This is a genomic window from Francisella frigiditurris, assembly GCF_001880225.1.
GTDB lineage: Bacteria > Pseudomonadota > Gammaproteobacteria > Francisellales > Francisellaceae > Francisella > Francisella frigiditurris.
In genome coordinates this window covers 939347-954015 of record NZ_CP009654.1, presented here as the reverse complement: position 1 = coordinate 954015, position 14669 = coordinate 939347, and the positions used below count along the sequence as shown (strand labels likewise).

Below are 14669 nucleotides of genomic sequence, written 5' to 3'. Positions count from 1 at the left end.
GTTTTCATTCAACCTTTTTTAAGCTAAAAATAGGATACTTAAAATGTTTGCACAAATACTTGGCACAGGAAGCTATTTACCTAAAAAAATACTCTCTAACGAAGATATTAGTAAATTTGTTGACACATCTGATGAATGGATTAAACAAAGAGTTGGAATTGAAAATCGTCACTGCGCAGATGAAAAAGAAACAACTACATTTATGGCTACTGAAGCAGCAAAAGAAGCATTAAAAGCTTCTAATATTTCTGCCCAAGACATAGATGCAATTATAGTTGCCACAAGTACGGCAGACCACATCATGCCATCAACTGCATCCATGGTTCAAACCCAACTAGAAATCAATAATTTTAAAATAAGATGTTTTGACGTAAGCGCAGCTTGTAGTGGCTTTGTATATGCTTTAGATATTGCAAAACAATATATCGAAAATAATATTGCCAAAAACATTTTAGTTATTGGATCAGAGAGAATGACTAGAGTTTTAGATTGGTCTGATAGATCAACTTGCGTTCTTTTTGGTGATGGAGCTGGAGCTGTTGTTGTGTCAGCAAGCAACGAAAAAAAGATACTTTCATCTTTACTTTTCACAGATGGATCTTGCATAGAAATGCTAAAAGTAGGAAGTAACCTACCTAAAGAACGAGGAGCTCCTTTTACTGCAGACGCACATCTATTTATGGAAGGGAATAAGGTTTTTAAATCTGCTGTTTCAAGACTCTCTTCATTAGCTGATGAATTAATTAATGATGCAGGTATTGAAGCAAAAGATATTGATTGGTTAGTGCCCCATCAAGCAAACTATAGAATACTAAATGCTACGGCAAATAAAATCAATATGCCTATGTCTAAAGTAGTGACCACGTTAAAAGACCATGGCAATACCTCTGCCGCATCGATACCTCTAGCATTAGACTTTGCTATTAAAAATAAACTCATTAAACCAGGCGATACAATAATTTCAGAGGCATTTGGTGCTGGTTTCGTTTGGGGTGGCTTCATTGCTAAAATATAATTGTCTTAATATAAATTTCTTTAAATAATATTTATAAAAGGAGTAAAACTATGTCTCAAAAAATTGCCATTGTATTTCCTGGACAAGGTTCACAAAAATTAGGAATGCTACAAGATTATTACAATAATTTTCCTACTTTTAAATCTACTATAGATGAGGCGAAAGAACATTTAGGTTATGACCTTTGGAACATAATTCAAAATGATGAGCAGAAGCTAGGACAAACAGAATATACTCAACCAGCCCTGTTAGCTACAAGTTATGCTATTTTTAAAGTTCTAAAAGAACAGAAACCAAATTTAAATATCGAATATTTTGCAGGACATAGTCTTGGTGAATACACAGCACTATTAGCTGCGGAATGTATTTCATATAGAGACGCTTTACAACTTGTTTCAAAGCGCGGACAATTTATGCAAAATGCTGTTACAGATAAAGACTGCTCTATGAGTGCAATTTTAGGCTTATCAAATGATGATGTTATAGCATGCTGTAAAGAAGCATCAAGCATAGGAACTGTTGAAGCTGCAAATTTTAATTCAACAGGCCAGGTAGTTATCTCTGGAGAAACTGTTGCTGTTGAAAAAGCTAATAGCTTAGCGAAAGAAAAAGGTGCAAAAAGAGCACAAATATTAGCTGTTAGCGTGCCATCTCACTGTTCTCTTATGAAAGATGCTGCCAACAAGTTTGAACAAGAGTTAAATAAAGTTAACTTTAAAAATCCTTCATCAGCAATAATACAAAACGTTGATGCCAGCTCTCATTCAGATGTAAAAGAAATTAAAGCTACTATTATCAAACAACTTTATAAGCCAGTATTATGGACCCAATCAATAGAAAAATTAGTTGAGCTAGGAGTTAATGAAATAATAGAATGTGGTCCCAACAAGGTTTTATGTGGACTAATTAAAAGAATTGATAAAAACCTAATAACCAAAGATACAAATACTGTAGATAGTTTATCTGAAATATAAATAATAAGGAGATAACAATGTCATTAAAAGAAAAAGTTGCTTTAGTAACAGGTGCTAGCAGAGGGATTGGTTTCGAAGTAGCAAAAACATTAGCTGAAAAAGGTGCTCTAGTAATAGGTACAGCAACATCTGAATCTTCTGCAAAAAAATTTGAACAAGCTCTTGCGGAAAAAGGTCTTAAAGCTAAAGGCATGGTTTTAAATATTTCAGATCTAGAAAGTATTAAAGCTTTTTTTGCACAACTAAAAGAAGAAAATATCTCTCCTGAAATATTAGTCAACAATGCTGGTATCACTCGTGATAACTTAATGATGAGAATGTCTGATGATGAATGGAATGCTGTAATAACAACAAATTTAAACTCTATATTCCATATGTCAAAAGAATGTATTAGAGGAATGATGAAGAAGAGATGGGGAAGAATTATCTCTATTGGTTCTGTTGTTGCATCAGCTGGCAACCCTGGACAAACAAATTATTGTGCAGCTAAAGCAGGAGTTATAGGTTTTTCTAAATCTTTAGCTTATGAAGCTGCCCCAAGAAATATTACTGTAAATGTTGTAGCACCAGGATTCATTGCTACTGATATGACTGATAAATTAACTGATGATCAAAAAACGTTTATCTTAGAAAAAATCCCTTCTAAGGCTATGGGTAAACCAGAAGATATCGCTGCCACAGTTGCTTTTTTAGCTTCTGAACAAGCTAGATATATAACAGGTCAAACCATCCATGTAAATGGTGGAATGTATATGGCTTAATATTTTTTCAAAATTATTGAAAATATGTTAAAAAAGTAATATTATTACAAAGATTATTTGGTGTTTTAATTAAATAAAAAGAAGGAAAATAAAATGAGCACAAATGAAGTATACGCTAAAGTTAACTCAATTATAGTTGAACAGTTAGGTGTTAAAGAAGAAGATCTTAGACCAGAAGCTTCTTTCATCGATGACTTAGGTGCTGACTCTTTAGATACAGTTGAATTAGTAATGGCTCTAGAAGAAGAGTTCGATACTGAGATCCCTGATGAAGATGCAGAAAAAATCAGAACAGTTAAAGACGTTTACGACTATATCGATTCAAAAGTAAACTAGTCTATTAAAAAATTCGACTATAAGTGCAGAGAATTTATTTTCTGCTTTTTTTTCAATTATTAATTAGTTGGTTTGTTTTATGAAATCTAATCGTAGAGTTGTTGTTACTGGTCTTGGAATGGTAACTCCTTTAGGGAATGACGTTCCTACCACTTGGGCAAATATTCTTGCTGGTAAAAGTGGTGTTGAGACTATCACGGGATTTGATACTCCAGCCCCTGATATTAGTGAATTTAAAGTTAGATTTGCAGCTAGAATCAAAAATTTTGATGTTGATACTTTAGTTGGTAAAAAAGATGCGAAACGTGTGGATCCTTTTTGTTACTATGGTATAGCTGCTGCTAATGAAGCTCTTAAAGACGCAGGGATAGATAAAGTTTCAGAAGAAGAAGCTTTTAGATTTGGTGTTGCTGTTAGTTCAGGGATTGGAGGAATAGAAACTCTAGAAGCTACTAAAGCTACTATAGATGCTAAAGGTCCTTCAAAAATATCACCTTTCTGTATTCCATCATCAATCATCAACATACTTTCTGGTGTGATTTCTATAAATCATAACCTAAGAGGTCCTAATGTACCTATAGTAACAGCTTGTACGACTGGTACTCATAACATAGGAATGGCGGCTAGGTTAATTGCTTATGGCGATGCTGATGCTATGCTTGCTGGTGGTTCAGAGAAAGCTAGTAATGCTATAGGCATTGGTGGTTTTGCTGCTGCAAGAGCTCTTTCAACAAGAAATGATGATCCTCAAGGCGCTTCTCGCCCATGGGACAGAGACAGAGATGGCTTTGTTTTAGGTGATGGTGCTGGTGTTGTTGTTCTTGAAGAATATGAAAGAGCAAAAGCACGTGGCGCTAAAATTTACGCTGAAGTAGTAGGTTTTGGTATGTCTGCTGATGGTTATCATATGACTATGCCTTATGCTCCAGGTCAAGAAAGATGTATTGAAAATGCTCTTGCTGATGCAGGTCTAAAAGATTCTCCGGATGCTATTGACTATGTTAATGCTCATGGAACATCAACTCCTCTTGGAGATGTACAAGAAAGCCAAGTTGTCGAAAAAACTATAGGTAAATATAGAAAAGACCTAGTAATGAGTTCAACTAAATCAATGACTGGGCATTTATTAGGTGCTGCTGGTGCAATTGAATCTATATTTAGTGTATTAGCTATTAGAGATCAAATAGCTCCACCAACTATTAACCTACAGAATCTAGATGATGGTTGTAATTTAGACTATGCTGCTAATGCTGCTAAAAAAATGAAGATCGATTATGTTCTTAATAATTCATTTGGGTTCGGTGGAACTAATGGGTCTGTAATATTTAAAAAAATCTAATCTAGCTTTCTTTTTCTCAAATACTTAATCTTTTAAACTTTTAATTTGTTAATAATTAAAATTGTTTTTAATTACCCATTATGTCACTATATGTTTTACAATATAGTTTTATATACTATAACTAAAGTTTTTAAACGTAATAATTATTTGATCTAAGAGGCTATATATGACGCTAAACTGTGTATGGAAAAATGGAAAAATAATAAATCCAGACGATGCTAAAATTGGTATAACAACTCACTCTCTACATTATGGCTCAGGAGTATTTGAAGGTATAAGAGCATATAACACAAGTTCCGGTACTGCTATATTAATGCTTGAAGCTCATATGAAAAGATTTTTATATTCTATGAATGCTATAGGGATGAAATCAAAATTCACTTTAGAGGAACTATGCCAAGCTGTAAAAGATACTGTAAAAGCTAGTGGATTAGATTCTTGTTATATAAGGCCTTTTGCATATTTTGCAGAGGGTGGAGTAAGTGTACTACCAAGTGATGACCATCCAGTTGATATTGTCATATATTGTTTACCTATGGGAAGATATCTAGCTGCGGAATTTATAGACATAAAAGTAAGTAAATATATAAGAATACATCCTCAATCAACAGTTGCTGATGCTAAGATAAGTGGCCATTATGTTAATAGCATACTTGCTTCTCGTGAATGTGTCGGAACGCATTATCATGAATCTCTCTTACTAGACTATAATGGTAATGTAGCTGAAGGTGCTGCAATGAACATTTTTATAGTTAAAGATGGAGAAATTATTACCACTCCTTTAGGCACCATCCTCGATGGAATAACACGAAAACTAGTTATTATGTTAGCTAAAGATTATGGCTATAAAGTAAGAGAAGAATATTTTAAAGTAGAAGATATTATTAATGCTGATGAGGCTTTTTTCTGTGGAACTGCAGCTGAAATAACTCCTGTAAGAAGTATTGATGATCATAAGCTTAAAAATCATCAAAGCGTAGGACCTATAACTAAAAGTTTAAAAGATAAATTTGAAGAAATTAAGCAAGGAAAAGCTTATAAAAACACCCTTACATATATAAATTAAGGAGATAGATATGGAAAATAATAAAGTTCAAAAAAGAATATATATTTTTGATACGACTCTCCGTGATGGTCAACAGTCACCTGGTGCAGGCATGACCTTTGAAGATAATATTGCTTATGCAGATCTTGCAGACAAACTTAATATTGATGTTCTTGAAGCAGGATTCCCATCGGCTAGTAATACGGATTTTGAAATAGTTAATACAATTTCAAAAAGAATGACTGAAAGAAAATCTAACATGACTATTGCTGGTCTTTGCCAACTTAGACAAAATCAGATTGAAATCACAATGGATGCTTTACGCCCTTCTCTATCATTAGGAAAAGCTAGAGTACATACTTATCTTCCTGTAGATCCTAATCTAGCTCAAGCAAGCCTGGGTAATAAGAATGACCAAGAGCAAAACATAAAGAATGTATATGAATTTATAAAAATAGCAGCTGATCAAGGATTTGAAGTTGAATTTAGTGCTGAAGGCTATTCTAGACTAGGTGATACTTTTGATTATGTAACAGATATTATTAGAGCAGCTGTATCTGGTGGCGCGACTATTATAAACTGCCCAGATACTATTGGTGGTGCTTGTGAGCGTGAAGGAGATAATTATTTCGTAAAAAATATGATAAAACATGCTGAGATAATTAAAAAAGAATTCCCAGATAAAAATATTATTTGGTCAGCTCACTGCCATAATGACTTTGGATTAGCTCTAGAAAACTCTATGAATGCTGTTTTTGATGGTCCAGCAACTCAGGTTGAAGGATGTATAAATGGTGTAGGAGAAAGAGCTGGAAATGCGGCTCTTGAACAATGTGTAATGTTTTTAAAATCTTTTGGTAATCAAAAAGATGTACATTACTATACAGATGTTAATATAGCCGAGCTAAAAAACATTTCAAACTTTATTGGAAGTAAAATGCTTCCTAGACAGCCTCACTCACCTATTACTGGTCTTAACTCTGCTAGACATACATCTGGTGGTCATACAAATGCTATCTTAAATAATCCTTTAGCTTACCAACCTTTTGATCCATATGCTGTTGGAAGCGAAATATCATTTGTATTTGGTCCTCTTTCTGGTGGTAATCATGCTAAGAAAATTATCGAAGAAAATGGTTATATTTGTGAAGATAAAGAAAAAGCACGTATTGCTCAAAGAATTAAAGATATATATCATGATCGTCGTAAAGGTGTTACTGATGAAGAGTTGTTAGAAGCTTATAAGCAAATACGCTCACCTATAAATCTTACAAGTATTGACTATGGTAAAGCATCTGGTGAAAGCTATGTTGTTTTGGATGGCAACTTCTTTGGAAAGCAAACTGTTACAATAACAGACAAGAGCGAGAACTCAGCTTTATCAACTTTATTAAATGGGATAAAAGAATATATCCCTAGCATAAAAATAGAAGATTATTATTCAAGATCTCTTAAGGATGCTGGGATAAATTCAAAATCTGAAACTACTATAGTAGTTGGTTGTGATGATAGTAATGACACTTTTAGAGGTGTAGCTGTAGATAAAGATATTGAACTATCTGCCTTAAAAGCATTAATCAAAGCTACTAATGAAATGTTCTTAGAAACTAATTATAGAATTTAGAGGTATAAATGAGTAAAAACATTATAGATAAAATATGGGATGCTCATATTGTAAAACACACTCCCAATTTCCCTGATGTTTTATATATAGACAGAATGCTAATGCATGAAGTAACATCTGCTCAAGCTTTTGATAAGCTTAGAGAATTAAACATCCCTGTAAACAATAAAAAATCTATTTTAGCAACTGTAGATCATAGCATATCAACATCCCCTGTTAATCGCTATGACATGAAAGATAAAGTTGCTCAAGCTCAAGTTGAAACTTTGCGCAGAAACGTAAAGGAGTATGATATAGATTTCTATGATTTCGATAGTCAACATCAAGGAATAGTTCACGTTGTTGGTCCAGAACTAGGCTTCACACTTCCTGGTACAACATTAGTATGTGGGGACTCTCATACATCTACTCACGGAGCTTTTGGCGCGTTAGCATTTGGGGTTGGAACTTCTGAAGTTGGTCATGTCTTAGCAACAAACTGTATTCTTCAGTATAGACCCAAAACTATGAAAGTAGAATTTATTGGGACTCCTAGCAAATATGCTACAGCTAAAGATATCGTAATGAGACTGATAGCTGATATTGGTATTGGTGGAGCTGGTGGCCATGTAATCGAGTATACTGGTGAGTCTATTATTAATATGTCTGTAGAAGAAAGAATGACTCTTTGTAATATGTCCATAGAATGTGGTGCAAGAGCTGGCTTAGTATCTCCTGATGAAAAAACTTTTGCATATTTAAAAGGTAGACGATACGCTCCTCAAGGTACTGATTTTGATAAAGCGGTAGAAAATTGGAAGTCTATAGTTTCTGACAAAAATGCTCACTATGATAAAGTAATAACTGTAAATGTTGAAAATTTGCAACCTATGGTTACTTGGGGAATTAACCCTCAGCATGCCATATCTATTACAGATAAAGTACCCAGCCTAAAAGATATTCCGGCACATCAACAAAAATTAGCTCAACAGGCTTACGAATACACAAGCTTTGCTGAAAATGAAAATATTATGGGTAAAGAAATCCAATGGGCATTTGTAGGAAGTTGTACTAATGGACGCATTGAGGATATGAGAGCTGCAGCTGAAGTTCTAAAAGGCAAAAAAGTTGCCAAGAATGTAACTATGTATATAGTTCCTGGTTCTGAACAAGTTAGAAGTATTGCAATATCTGAAGGTTTAGACAAAATATTTACTGATGCTGGAGCGCAGTTTAGAATGCCTGGTTGTTCTATGTGCTTAGCTATGAATGACGATAAAGTCCCTGCAGGAGAAAGATGTATTAGTACATCAAACCGTAACTTTATTGGTAGACAAGGTAAAGGCAGCATAACTCATCTTGCTTCACCGCAAACTGTAGCTGCTAGTGCAATTATGGGTAAAATTTGTAGTGTTGAACAATTAGGCAAGGAGGCAAAATAAATGCAAGCTTTTAAAAAGTTAACAAGTAATGCTTTACCTCTTTGGTTAAGTGATATTGATACTGATATGATAATACCTGCTGAATTTCTTACTCAAACATCTAAAGATGGATATGGAGAAAGTTTATTCTGTAGGCTTAAAGAAAAAGATAAAGACTTTATATTTAATAAGCCTGAATATAAAAATGCGGAAATTTTGATAGCTGGAAATAACTTTGGCTGTGGTTCATCTAGAGAGCATGCTGTTTGGGCTCTTACACAAGCTGGAATAAAAGCTATAATAGCACCTTCATTTTCTGATATCTTTTTCAACAATTCTGCAAAGAATGGATTATTGCTAATAAGTCTTGATGAAAATATAGTTAAAAAGCTTTGTGATAAAGCTGAAGATGCTAGTTTTCAACTAACAATAGACTTAGAAAAACAAACCATTTCCACTTCTAAAGAAGAGTATTCTTTTGAATATGATCCTTTTAGAAAAGAATGTCTTTTAAAAGGTCTTGATGATATGACTTATTTATTATCATTAAAAGATGAAATTCATCAATTTGAACAAAATAGAGCCTAATCACTATGAATAAAAATATTGCTGTATTAGCTGGCGATGGAATTGGTCCAGAAGTTATGGAATGTGCAATAGAAGTTCTTGATGCTATAGCACAAAAATATAATCACACATTTAACTACACATATGCTTTAGTCGGTGGTGCTGCTTATGATAAATACAAAGATCACTGCCCTGCTAAAACTATAGAAATATGTAAAAATTCTGATGCTATTTTGTTTGGCTCAGTAGGTGGCCCTGTAGAGGCTCAAAATGAAGAAAAATGGCAAGGGTGTGAAGCAAAAAGTATTTTAGCTCTTAGAAAGACTTTTAATTTTAATGTTAATATCCGCCCTGCTAAAGTTTTTGAATCACTAAAAGATAGTTGCCCACTAAAAGATGAGCGAATCAAAAATGGTGCTGATATCGAAATATTTAGAGAGTTATCTCGAGATATATATTTTGGTGAGCATAAAAGATTTATAGATAGTAATGGAGTCAGACAAGCTACAGACTTAGCTGAATATGATGAAGAAACTATCCGCAATATAGCTATCAAAGCCTTTAAAAGAGCTCAAGAACGCTCAAAAGTACTTACATCTGTCGATAAGGCTAATGTACTTGATACATCAAGATTATGGCGCGATGTAGTAAATGAGGTTGCTAAAGATTTTCCTGATGTAAAAGTTAATCATATGTATGTTGATAACTGTGCTATGCAATTAGTATTAAATCCAGGACAATTTGATGTTTTGGTTACAGGTAATATATTTGGAGATATATTATCAGATCTAGCATCTGTCCTACCAGGATCTATTGGACTAGTTCCATCTATTAGTCTAAATGCTGATGGATTTGGTTTATATGAGCCTTCTGGTGGATCTGCTTATGATATTAAAGGATTAGGAAAAGCTAATCCTATTGCTCAAATATTATCAGCTGCTTTAATGTTAGCTTACTCTTTTGATTTAGTTGAAGAATCTCAAGCTATTGAAAAAGCTGTAGAAAAAACTTTAGAACAAGGTTATAGAACTGCTGATATCTATAGTAAAGATATGAAACTGACAACTACTAAAGAATTTACATCTAAAATAATTAGTTTTATTTAATTCTCTATTCATTCTCAATATTATTTTGCAAAAGGATAATCTATATAGCCATTTGCTCCACCATGATAATATAATTCAGGATTTGGTGAATTTAACTCAATACCTTCCTTATATCTTCTAACTAAATCAGGATTAGCTATAAATCTTTGACCCCATGCAGCTGCATCAGCCTTACCATCTAATATCATTTGCTCAGCAGTTTCTTTATCTAGTTGCTGATTAATTATATAGTTGCCTTTAAATGCTGATTTAAGCTTTCCTGCCAAATCATCATCTCCAAGACTCGCTCTTGCAAAAACAAAAGCTAATTTACGTTTACTTAATTCTGACAATAAATATGAAAAAGTTTTAACAGGATCGGAATCTGACATATCATGCGAGTCACATCTAGGTGCTATATGCATACCTACATAATCATGCCCCCAAATATCTACTACAGCATCAGTAACTTCTAACATAAGTCTTGCTCTATTTTTTAATGAACCACCATATTTATCATTACGCTTATTTGTGCCATCTTGTAAAAACTGATCTAACAAATAACCATTTGCCCCATGAATCTCTACACCATCAAATCCTGCTTTCTTAGCATTTATGGCAGCTTGTTTATATTCTAAAATAATATTCTTTATTTCCTCTAAGCTAAGCTCTCTTGGTGTAACAAATTCTTTCTTTGGTCTTAACAAACTCACATGCCCTGCTGGCTTTACTGCGCTAGCTGACACTGGTGTCTTACCATCTAAATATACAGGGTCTGAAATGCGACCAACATGCCAAAGCTGAAGTAATATAATGCCTCCTTCTTTATGAACCGCATCAACTACTTTCTTCCAGCCTCGTATTTGCTCATTAGTCCAAATACCAGGAGTATTTGGATAACCCACACCCATTGGTGATATTGAAGTAGCTTCAGTAAGTATCATTCCAGCAGTAGCCCTTTGAGAATAGTACGTAACCATATCATCAGTTGGAACTCTATTTTGATCAGCACGACATCTTGTTAGTGGTGCCATTATTATTCTATTTTTTAACTCGAATGATCCGAGTTTAATTGGACTAAATAATACAGACATTATAGATATATCCTTAATTGAATTAATAAAGACATTAAACAATTTACCTTTATCTTTAGCAACATTTTTCATACTCTTAAACTTATTAAATATAAGCATTTCAATTTATTACTAATTAGAGTTCTTGTAGAATTTTAAACTATAAATATTTTGATAAACAAAATCACTAAAGGAAAAGTAAAATGAAGATTCATATTGTAGAACTAAAATATATTAAAAGTGAAGAAGAAATAGCTAGAATTAGACCTGCTCATAGAGAATTTTTAGATATCGGTTATAAAAATAAGCTATTTCTAGCTTCTGGCCCTAAAGAAGATAAAAGTGGCGGTGTTATTTTAGCTGTAGGTGACATAAATGAGGTAAAAGAGATTTTAAAAGATGATCCTTTTTACAAAGAAAAAATTGCGGAATATTCATTTACATCTTTTAATGCTGTTAAATCAGCAAGTGAGATTGCTAGCTTACTATAGAAACCTAACTAGCTTTATTAATAGATGAATCTAAATAACGACGTATTTCTGTAATTTCATTATTCTTATCAACAAAAACCAAATGAGGATTATGTGATAATTCTTCAGAAGTCTCATACTCCGCATACGATGCTATTATCACCACATCATCAGCAGCGACATGCCTAGCTGCTGCTCCATTTAAGCAAATTTCTCCTGAATCTCCTAAAATAACATATGTTGCAAAACGGCTCCCGTTATTACAATTATAAATCTCTACCTTTTCAAAAGGTATAAGGTTAGCTGCCTCGCATAATTTTCTATCTATACTAATTGAACCATAATAATTTAAGTTAGCTTCTGTAACTGTAGCCATATGTATCTTTGATTTAAGTAATGTTCTCTTCATGATTAAGCCTTAACCTCCTCTAATGAAAAATTATCAATAAGTCTAACTTCTTCAATAAATGCCGCTGCAAAGCGCCTATCAAAATGTTCTTCTAAATAATCGACTTGAATATCATTTTGCTCTAATTGTTTTTCAATCTGTTTAAGAGGCTTATTTAGTTTTATTAACTCCGCAAAGATCCTAGCTTTTTCTCTACCTTTTTCAGACAAACGTAAATTACGGGAACTAAATGCCAAACCATCTGATTCTCGTATAATTGGACAACCTATAATTTCTGTTGGCACAAAAAATGCTTTTGCCATCTCTTTAATCAAATATAATTGCTGAAAATCTTTTTCTCCAAAGTATGCTTTATCTGCTTGTGTCAGTTGCAAAAGCTTCATAACAATGGTTAAGACCCCATCAAAATGGCCAGGACGAGATTTACCACAAAGGATTTTGCTTAATGATTTTTCACTAAGTTGATAATTATAGTTATCTGGATAAATATCTTCTTTAATTGGTGATAATAAAAAGTTAACCTCAGCATTTTCTAATAAATCGACATCCTCTTCCCATGTTTTTGGATAGTTTATAAAGTCACTTTGATTATTAAATTGTGTAGGATTTAAAAATATTGTAACTATAGTTATATCATTTTCTTTTTTACTTTTTTCAACTAAGCTTAAGTGTCCCTTATGTAATGTCCCCATTGTCATTACAACACCTATAGATTTATCTTTAGCTAAAGATTTACGTAGTTTTACCCATTGGTTAATATCTGTGACTATTTTCATATCTTTATCCTCTCTAAGCTATTTGTATATCATAACTTTCACTTTGAGCAGGATATGATATGTTATTTACTTCATCATGATATTTATCAAATGCAGTTTTTATATCTGTAAACCCACTAAAAAAATGACGTACAAACTTAGGCTTAAGATTTGATGTCATTCCTAGCATATCTTGTAATACTAGAACTTGACCATCTACATCTTTTCCAGCACCAATACCAATAACTGGGATACTTAGTAATTCAGTAATTTCTTTAGCTAAAACACTTGGAACACACTCTAAAACTAAAGCAAAGCAACCTAACTTTTGTAATAACAAAGCTTGTTGTTTTATTAGTTCTGCTGAGTCCGTAGTTTTACCTTGGACTTTATAACCTAAGCTATTTACTGATTGAGGAGTAAGGCCCAAATGTCCCATAACAGGAATTCCTGAGTTTACTATGTGCTCGATAACATCAGCATGCCCTTCTACACCTTCAATCTTTATAGAATTTGCTCCAGCTTTTATCAGCTTCTCAGCACATTCAACAGCATACCTTATACCCTTTCTATTAGATAAAAAGGGCATATCTCCAACAATAAATTTATTTGGTGCGCCGGAATGGACTGCTTTAGTCATAAACTCCATCATCTCTATAGTTGCATGAGTAGTATCTGGATATCCAAATATAGTCATAACTCCACTATCACCAACTAGTAAAATATCAATTTCGCTTTCATTAGCTATACATGCAAAAGAATAATCATAGCAAGTTAACATCGATATTTTTTTCTTATCTCTTTTATAGTTTAGTAATTGTGAAGGTAGTAGCTTACTTTTAACTTTTGTCATTTCTTTCTCCTCTATTCTCATTTGAAATAACTTGATAAGTTTCCACAAAACTCTGATAAATTTCTTTAAAAGGATCTTTATCTAAAGCTTTAAGGTTTTTTGATATTGTTTCTTCATCATTTCTGACTAAAGGACCTGTTAAAGCTTTTTCTGGATCTTTCATAATATTTATCATTGTCTGCTTTATAAAGGGTTCTAAAGTCTTATCAGAAGCTAAGAACCTATTTTTCATCTCATAAAAAAACTTTTGCCATAATATCGTCGTGAAGTTATTCGCTAAAACACATAATGCATGGTAATAAGCCTTATCTCTCTCATCTATAGATATGTATTGATTAGGTAACTCAGGAAAAAGATCTTTAAATGAAGGAGCTTTTTTATCTTGAACAAATAAAATGCTTTTATAAACATCATCAGAATAAATTTCATTATTAAAAGTCATTAATGGATGAAATCCAAAAGCTAACCTTGAAACTAAAGCTCCTGAGAAATGAATACAAACTTTCTTCTGTAATTTTGGACTCTCTGTTAAAAACAAATCTATTGTCTTATCAGGAATAGCCAGCAAAACAATTTCTACATTTTCAAAAACAACCTCGAGATTTCGAGTACTTTTATAATCCCAAACTACAAAATCTAAATTAAGAGATGCAAAATATTTAACTAAATGTTTACCCAATCTACCCTGTCCCACAATACCATAGACAGGCTTAAGTGGATTAGCAAATAGCAAAGACATAATAATCAAAGTTTAAATATTAGACTTAACCGTTCATCGTAACACTACTAAGTTTAATAGCAAGAAAAGAAATAGCATCTTTACAAATAATTATTTATAAAACCCATATATCATTTCTCTTTTTTTACCTCAAAACCATCTAAAAACCAAGCATCTGCTTTCTGAAAAAATAATTCTTTAGATTACAAACATCATCAAATATCTTTGACTTTGGAACTCCTTTA

The 14669-nt window shown here is 32.9% G+C and carries 16 protein-coding genes; 11 read left to right on the top strand and 5 right to left on the bottom strand.

Annotated features, from left to right (window positions below):
• Window positions 1-43: 43 nt before the first annotated feature.
• The 10 genes from KX01_RS04735 to leuB all read left to right on the top strand — a co-directional run bounded on the left by KX01_RS04735 (window position 44) and on the right by leuB (window position 10167).
• Window positions 44-1015 (top strand): beta-ketoacyl-ACP synthase III, encoded by a 972-nt coding sequence (locus KX01_RS04735; RefSeq protein WP_071663893.1) that lies wholly within the window; start codon window positions 44-46, stop codon window positions 1013-1015.
• 50 nt (window positions 1016-1065) lie between these two features.
• Complete coding sequence (gene fabD, locus KX01_RS04730) at window positions 1066-1989, top strand: ACP S-malonyltransferase (protein ID WP_071663892.1); 924 nt, start codon at window positions 1066-1068, stop codon at window positions 1987-1989.
• Window positions 1990-2006: 17 nt separating this feature from the next.
• Window positions 2007-2750, top strand: a complete 744-nt coding sequence (gene fabG / locus KX01_RS04725) for a 3-oxoacyl-ACP reductase FabG (protein ID WP_071663891.1) — start codon at window positions 2007-2009, stop codon at window positions 2748-2750.
• Window positions 2751-2843: 93 nt separating this feature from the next.
• The gene (gene acpP / locus KX01_RS04720) at window positions 2844-3086 is read left to right on the top strand and encodes an acyl carrier protein (protein WP_071663890.1); all 243 of its coding nucleotides are present in this window, start codon (window positions 2844-2846) and stop codon (window positions 3084-3086) included.
• Window positions 3087-3165: 79 nt separating this feature from the next.
• Window positions 3166-4425 (top strand): beta-ketoacyl-ACP synthase II, encoded by a 1260-nt coding sequence (fabF, locus tag KX01_RS04715; RefSeq protein ID WP_071663889.1) that lies wholly within the window; start codon window positions 3166-3168, stop codon window positions 4423-4425.
• A 166-nt stretch (window positions 4426-4591) separates the two neighbouring features.
• A complete protein-coding gene (locus KX01_RS04710) occupies window positions 4592-5491 on the top strand; it encodes a branched-chain amino acid transaminase (protein ID WP_071663888.1) in 900 nt (299 codons plus the stop codon).
• Between the two features lie 10 nt (window positions 5492-5501).
• A complete protein-coding gene (locus tag KX01_RS04705; protein WP_071663887.1) occupies window positions 5502-7094 on the top strand; it encodes a LeuA family protein in 1593 nt (530 codons plus the stop codon).
• Window positions 7095-7102: 8 nt separating this feature from the next.
• Window positions 7103-8515: a 3-isopropylmalate dehydratase large subunit gene (gene leuC, locus KX01_RS04700; protein WP_071663886.1), complete on the top strand. Its 1413-nt coding sequence runs from the start codon at window positions 7103-7105 to the stop codon at window positions 8513-8515.
• Window positions 8516-9082 carry a 3-isopropylmalate dehydratase small subunit gene (gene leuD / locus KX01_RS04695; protein WP_071663885.1) on the top strand — a complete coding sequence of 189 codons (567 nt, stop codon included), beginning with the start codon at window positions 8516-8518 and terminating at the stop codon, window positions 9080-9082.
• A 5-nt stretch (window positions 9083-9087) separates the two neighbouring features.
• A complete protein-coding gene (gene leuB, locus KX01_RS04690) occupies window positions 9088-10167 on the top strand; it encodes a 3-isopropylmalate dehydrogenase (RefSeq protein ID WP_071663884.1) in 1080 nt (359 codons plus the stop codon).
• Between the two features lie 20 nt (window positions 10168-10187).
• Here the strand turns inward: leuB and KX01_RS04685 are convergent, their stop codons facing one another.
• The gene (locus KX01_RS04685; RefSeq protein ID WP_332244990.1) at window positions 10188-11312 is read right to left on the bottom strand and encodes an alkene reductase; all 1125 of its coding nucleotides are present in this window, start codon (window positions 11310-11312) and stop codon (window positions 10188-10190) included.
• A 110-nt stretch (window positions 11313-11422) separates the two neighbouring features.
• Between KX01_RS04685 and KX01_RS04680 the strand changes: the two genes are divergently transcribed.
• Window positions 11423-11710, top strand: coding sequence for a YciI family protein (locus KX01_RS04680; protein ID WP_071663883.1), 288 nt, complete (start codon window positions 11423-11425; stop codon window positions 11708-11710).
• A 4-nt stretch (window positions 11711-11714) separates the two neighbouring features.
• On the opposite strand, the gene panD is transcribed toward KX01_RS04680, so the two are convergent.
• Genes panD through KX01_RS04660 form a run of 4 tightly spaced genes read right to left on the bottom strand, consistent with a single transcriptional unit; the run spans window position 11715 to window position 14445 of the window.
• Window positions 11715-12098 carry an aspartate 1-decarboxylase gene (panD, locus tag KX01_RS04675; protein ID WP_071663882.1) on the bottom strand — a complete coding sequence of 128 codons (384 nt, stop codon included), beginning with the start codon at window positions 12096-12098 and terminating at the stop codon, window positions 11715-11717.
• Between the two features lie 2 nt (window positions 12099-12100).
• Window positions 12101-12874, bottom strand: a complete 774-nt coding sequence (gene panC / locus KX01_RS04670) for a pantoate--beta-alanine ligase (RefSeq protein WP_071663881.1) — start codon at window positions 12872-12874, stop codon at window positions 12101-12103.
• A gap of 13 nt (window positions 12875-12887) precedes the next feature.
• Window positions 12888-13706: a 3-methyl-2-oxobutanoate hydroxymethyltransferase gene (panB, locus tag KX01_RS04665; RefSeq protein ID WP_071663880.1), complete on the bottom strand. Its 819-nt coding sequence runs from the start codon at window positions 13704-13706 to the stop codon at window positions 12888-12890.
• Window positions 13693-14445, bottom strand: a complete 753-nt coding sequence (locus KX01_RS04660; protein ID WP_071663879.1) for a Rossmann-like and DUF2520 domain-containing protein — start codon at window positions 14443-14445, stop codon at window positions 13693-13695. The genes panB and KX01_RS04660 overlap by 14 nt, the downstream gene beginning before the upstream one ends.
• Window positions 14446-14669 lie beyond the last annotated feature (224 nt).

Bases quoted from the DNA above. Each gene is read 5' to 3' on its own strand.
- acpP (WP_071663890.1), top strand. From the start codon at position 2,844: ATGAGCACAAATGAAGTATACGCTAAAGTTAACTCAATTATAGTTGAA.
- KX01_RS04710 (WP_071663888.1), top strand. From the start codon at position 4,592: ATGACGCTAAACTGTGTATGGAAAAATGGAAAAATAATAAATCCAGAC.
- panD (WP_071663882.1), bottom strand. From the start codon at position 12,098: ATGAAGAGAACATTACTTAAATCAAAGATACATATGGCTACAGTTACA.
- panC (WP_071663881.1), bottom strand. From the start codon at position 12,874: ATGAAAATAGTCACAGATATTAACCAATGGGTAAAACTACGTAAATCT.
- KX01_RS04685 (WP_332244990.1), bottom strand. From the start codon at position 11,312: ATGAAAAATGTTGCTAAAGATAAAGGTAAATTGTTTAATGTCTTTATT.
- KX01_RS04735 (WP_071663893.1), top strand. From the start codon at position 44: ATGTTTGCACAAATACTTGGCACAGGAAGCTATTTACCTAAAAAAATA.
- KX01_RS04660 (WP_071663879.1), bottom strand. From the start codon at position 14,445: ATGTCTTTGCTATTTGCTAATCCACTTAAGCCTGTCTATGGTATTGTG.
- fabG (WP_071663891.1), top strand. From the start codon at position 2,007: ATGTCATTAAAAGAAAAAGTTGCTTTAGTAACAGGTGCTAGCAGAGGG.
- leuB (WP_071663884.1), top strand. From the start codon at position 9,088: ATGAATAAAAATATTGCTGTATTAGCTGGCGATGGAATTGGTCCAGAA.
- KX01_RS04680 (WP_071663883.1), top strand. From the start codon at position 11,423: ATGAAGATTCATATTGTAGAACTAAAATATATTAAAAGTGAAGAAGAA.
- leuD (WP_071663885.1), top strand. From the start codon at position 8,516: ATGCAAGCTTTTAAAAAGTTAACAAGTAATGCTTTACCTCTTTGGTTA.
- leuC (WP_071663886.1), top strand. From the start codon at position 7,103: ATGAGTAAAAACATTATAGATAAAATATGGGATGCTCATATTGTAAAA.
- KX01_RS04705 (WP_071663887.1), top strand. From the start codon at position 5,502: ATGGAAAATAATAAAGTTCAAAAAAGAATATATATTTTTGATACGACT.
- fabD (WP_071663892.1), top strand. From the start codon at position 1,066: ATGTCTCAAAAAATTGCCATTGTATTTCCTGGACAAGGTTCACAAAAA.
- fabF (WP_071663889.1), top strand. From the start codon at position 3,166: ATGAAATCTAATCGTAGAGTTGTTGTTACTGGTCTTGGAATGGTAACT.
- panB (WP_071663880.1), bottom strand. From the start codon at position 13,706: ATGACAAAAGTTAAAAGTAAGCTACTACCTTCACAATTACTAAACTAT.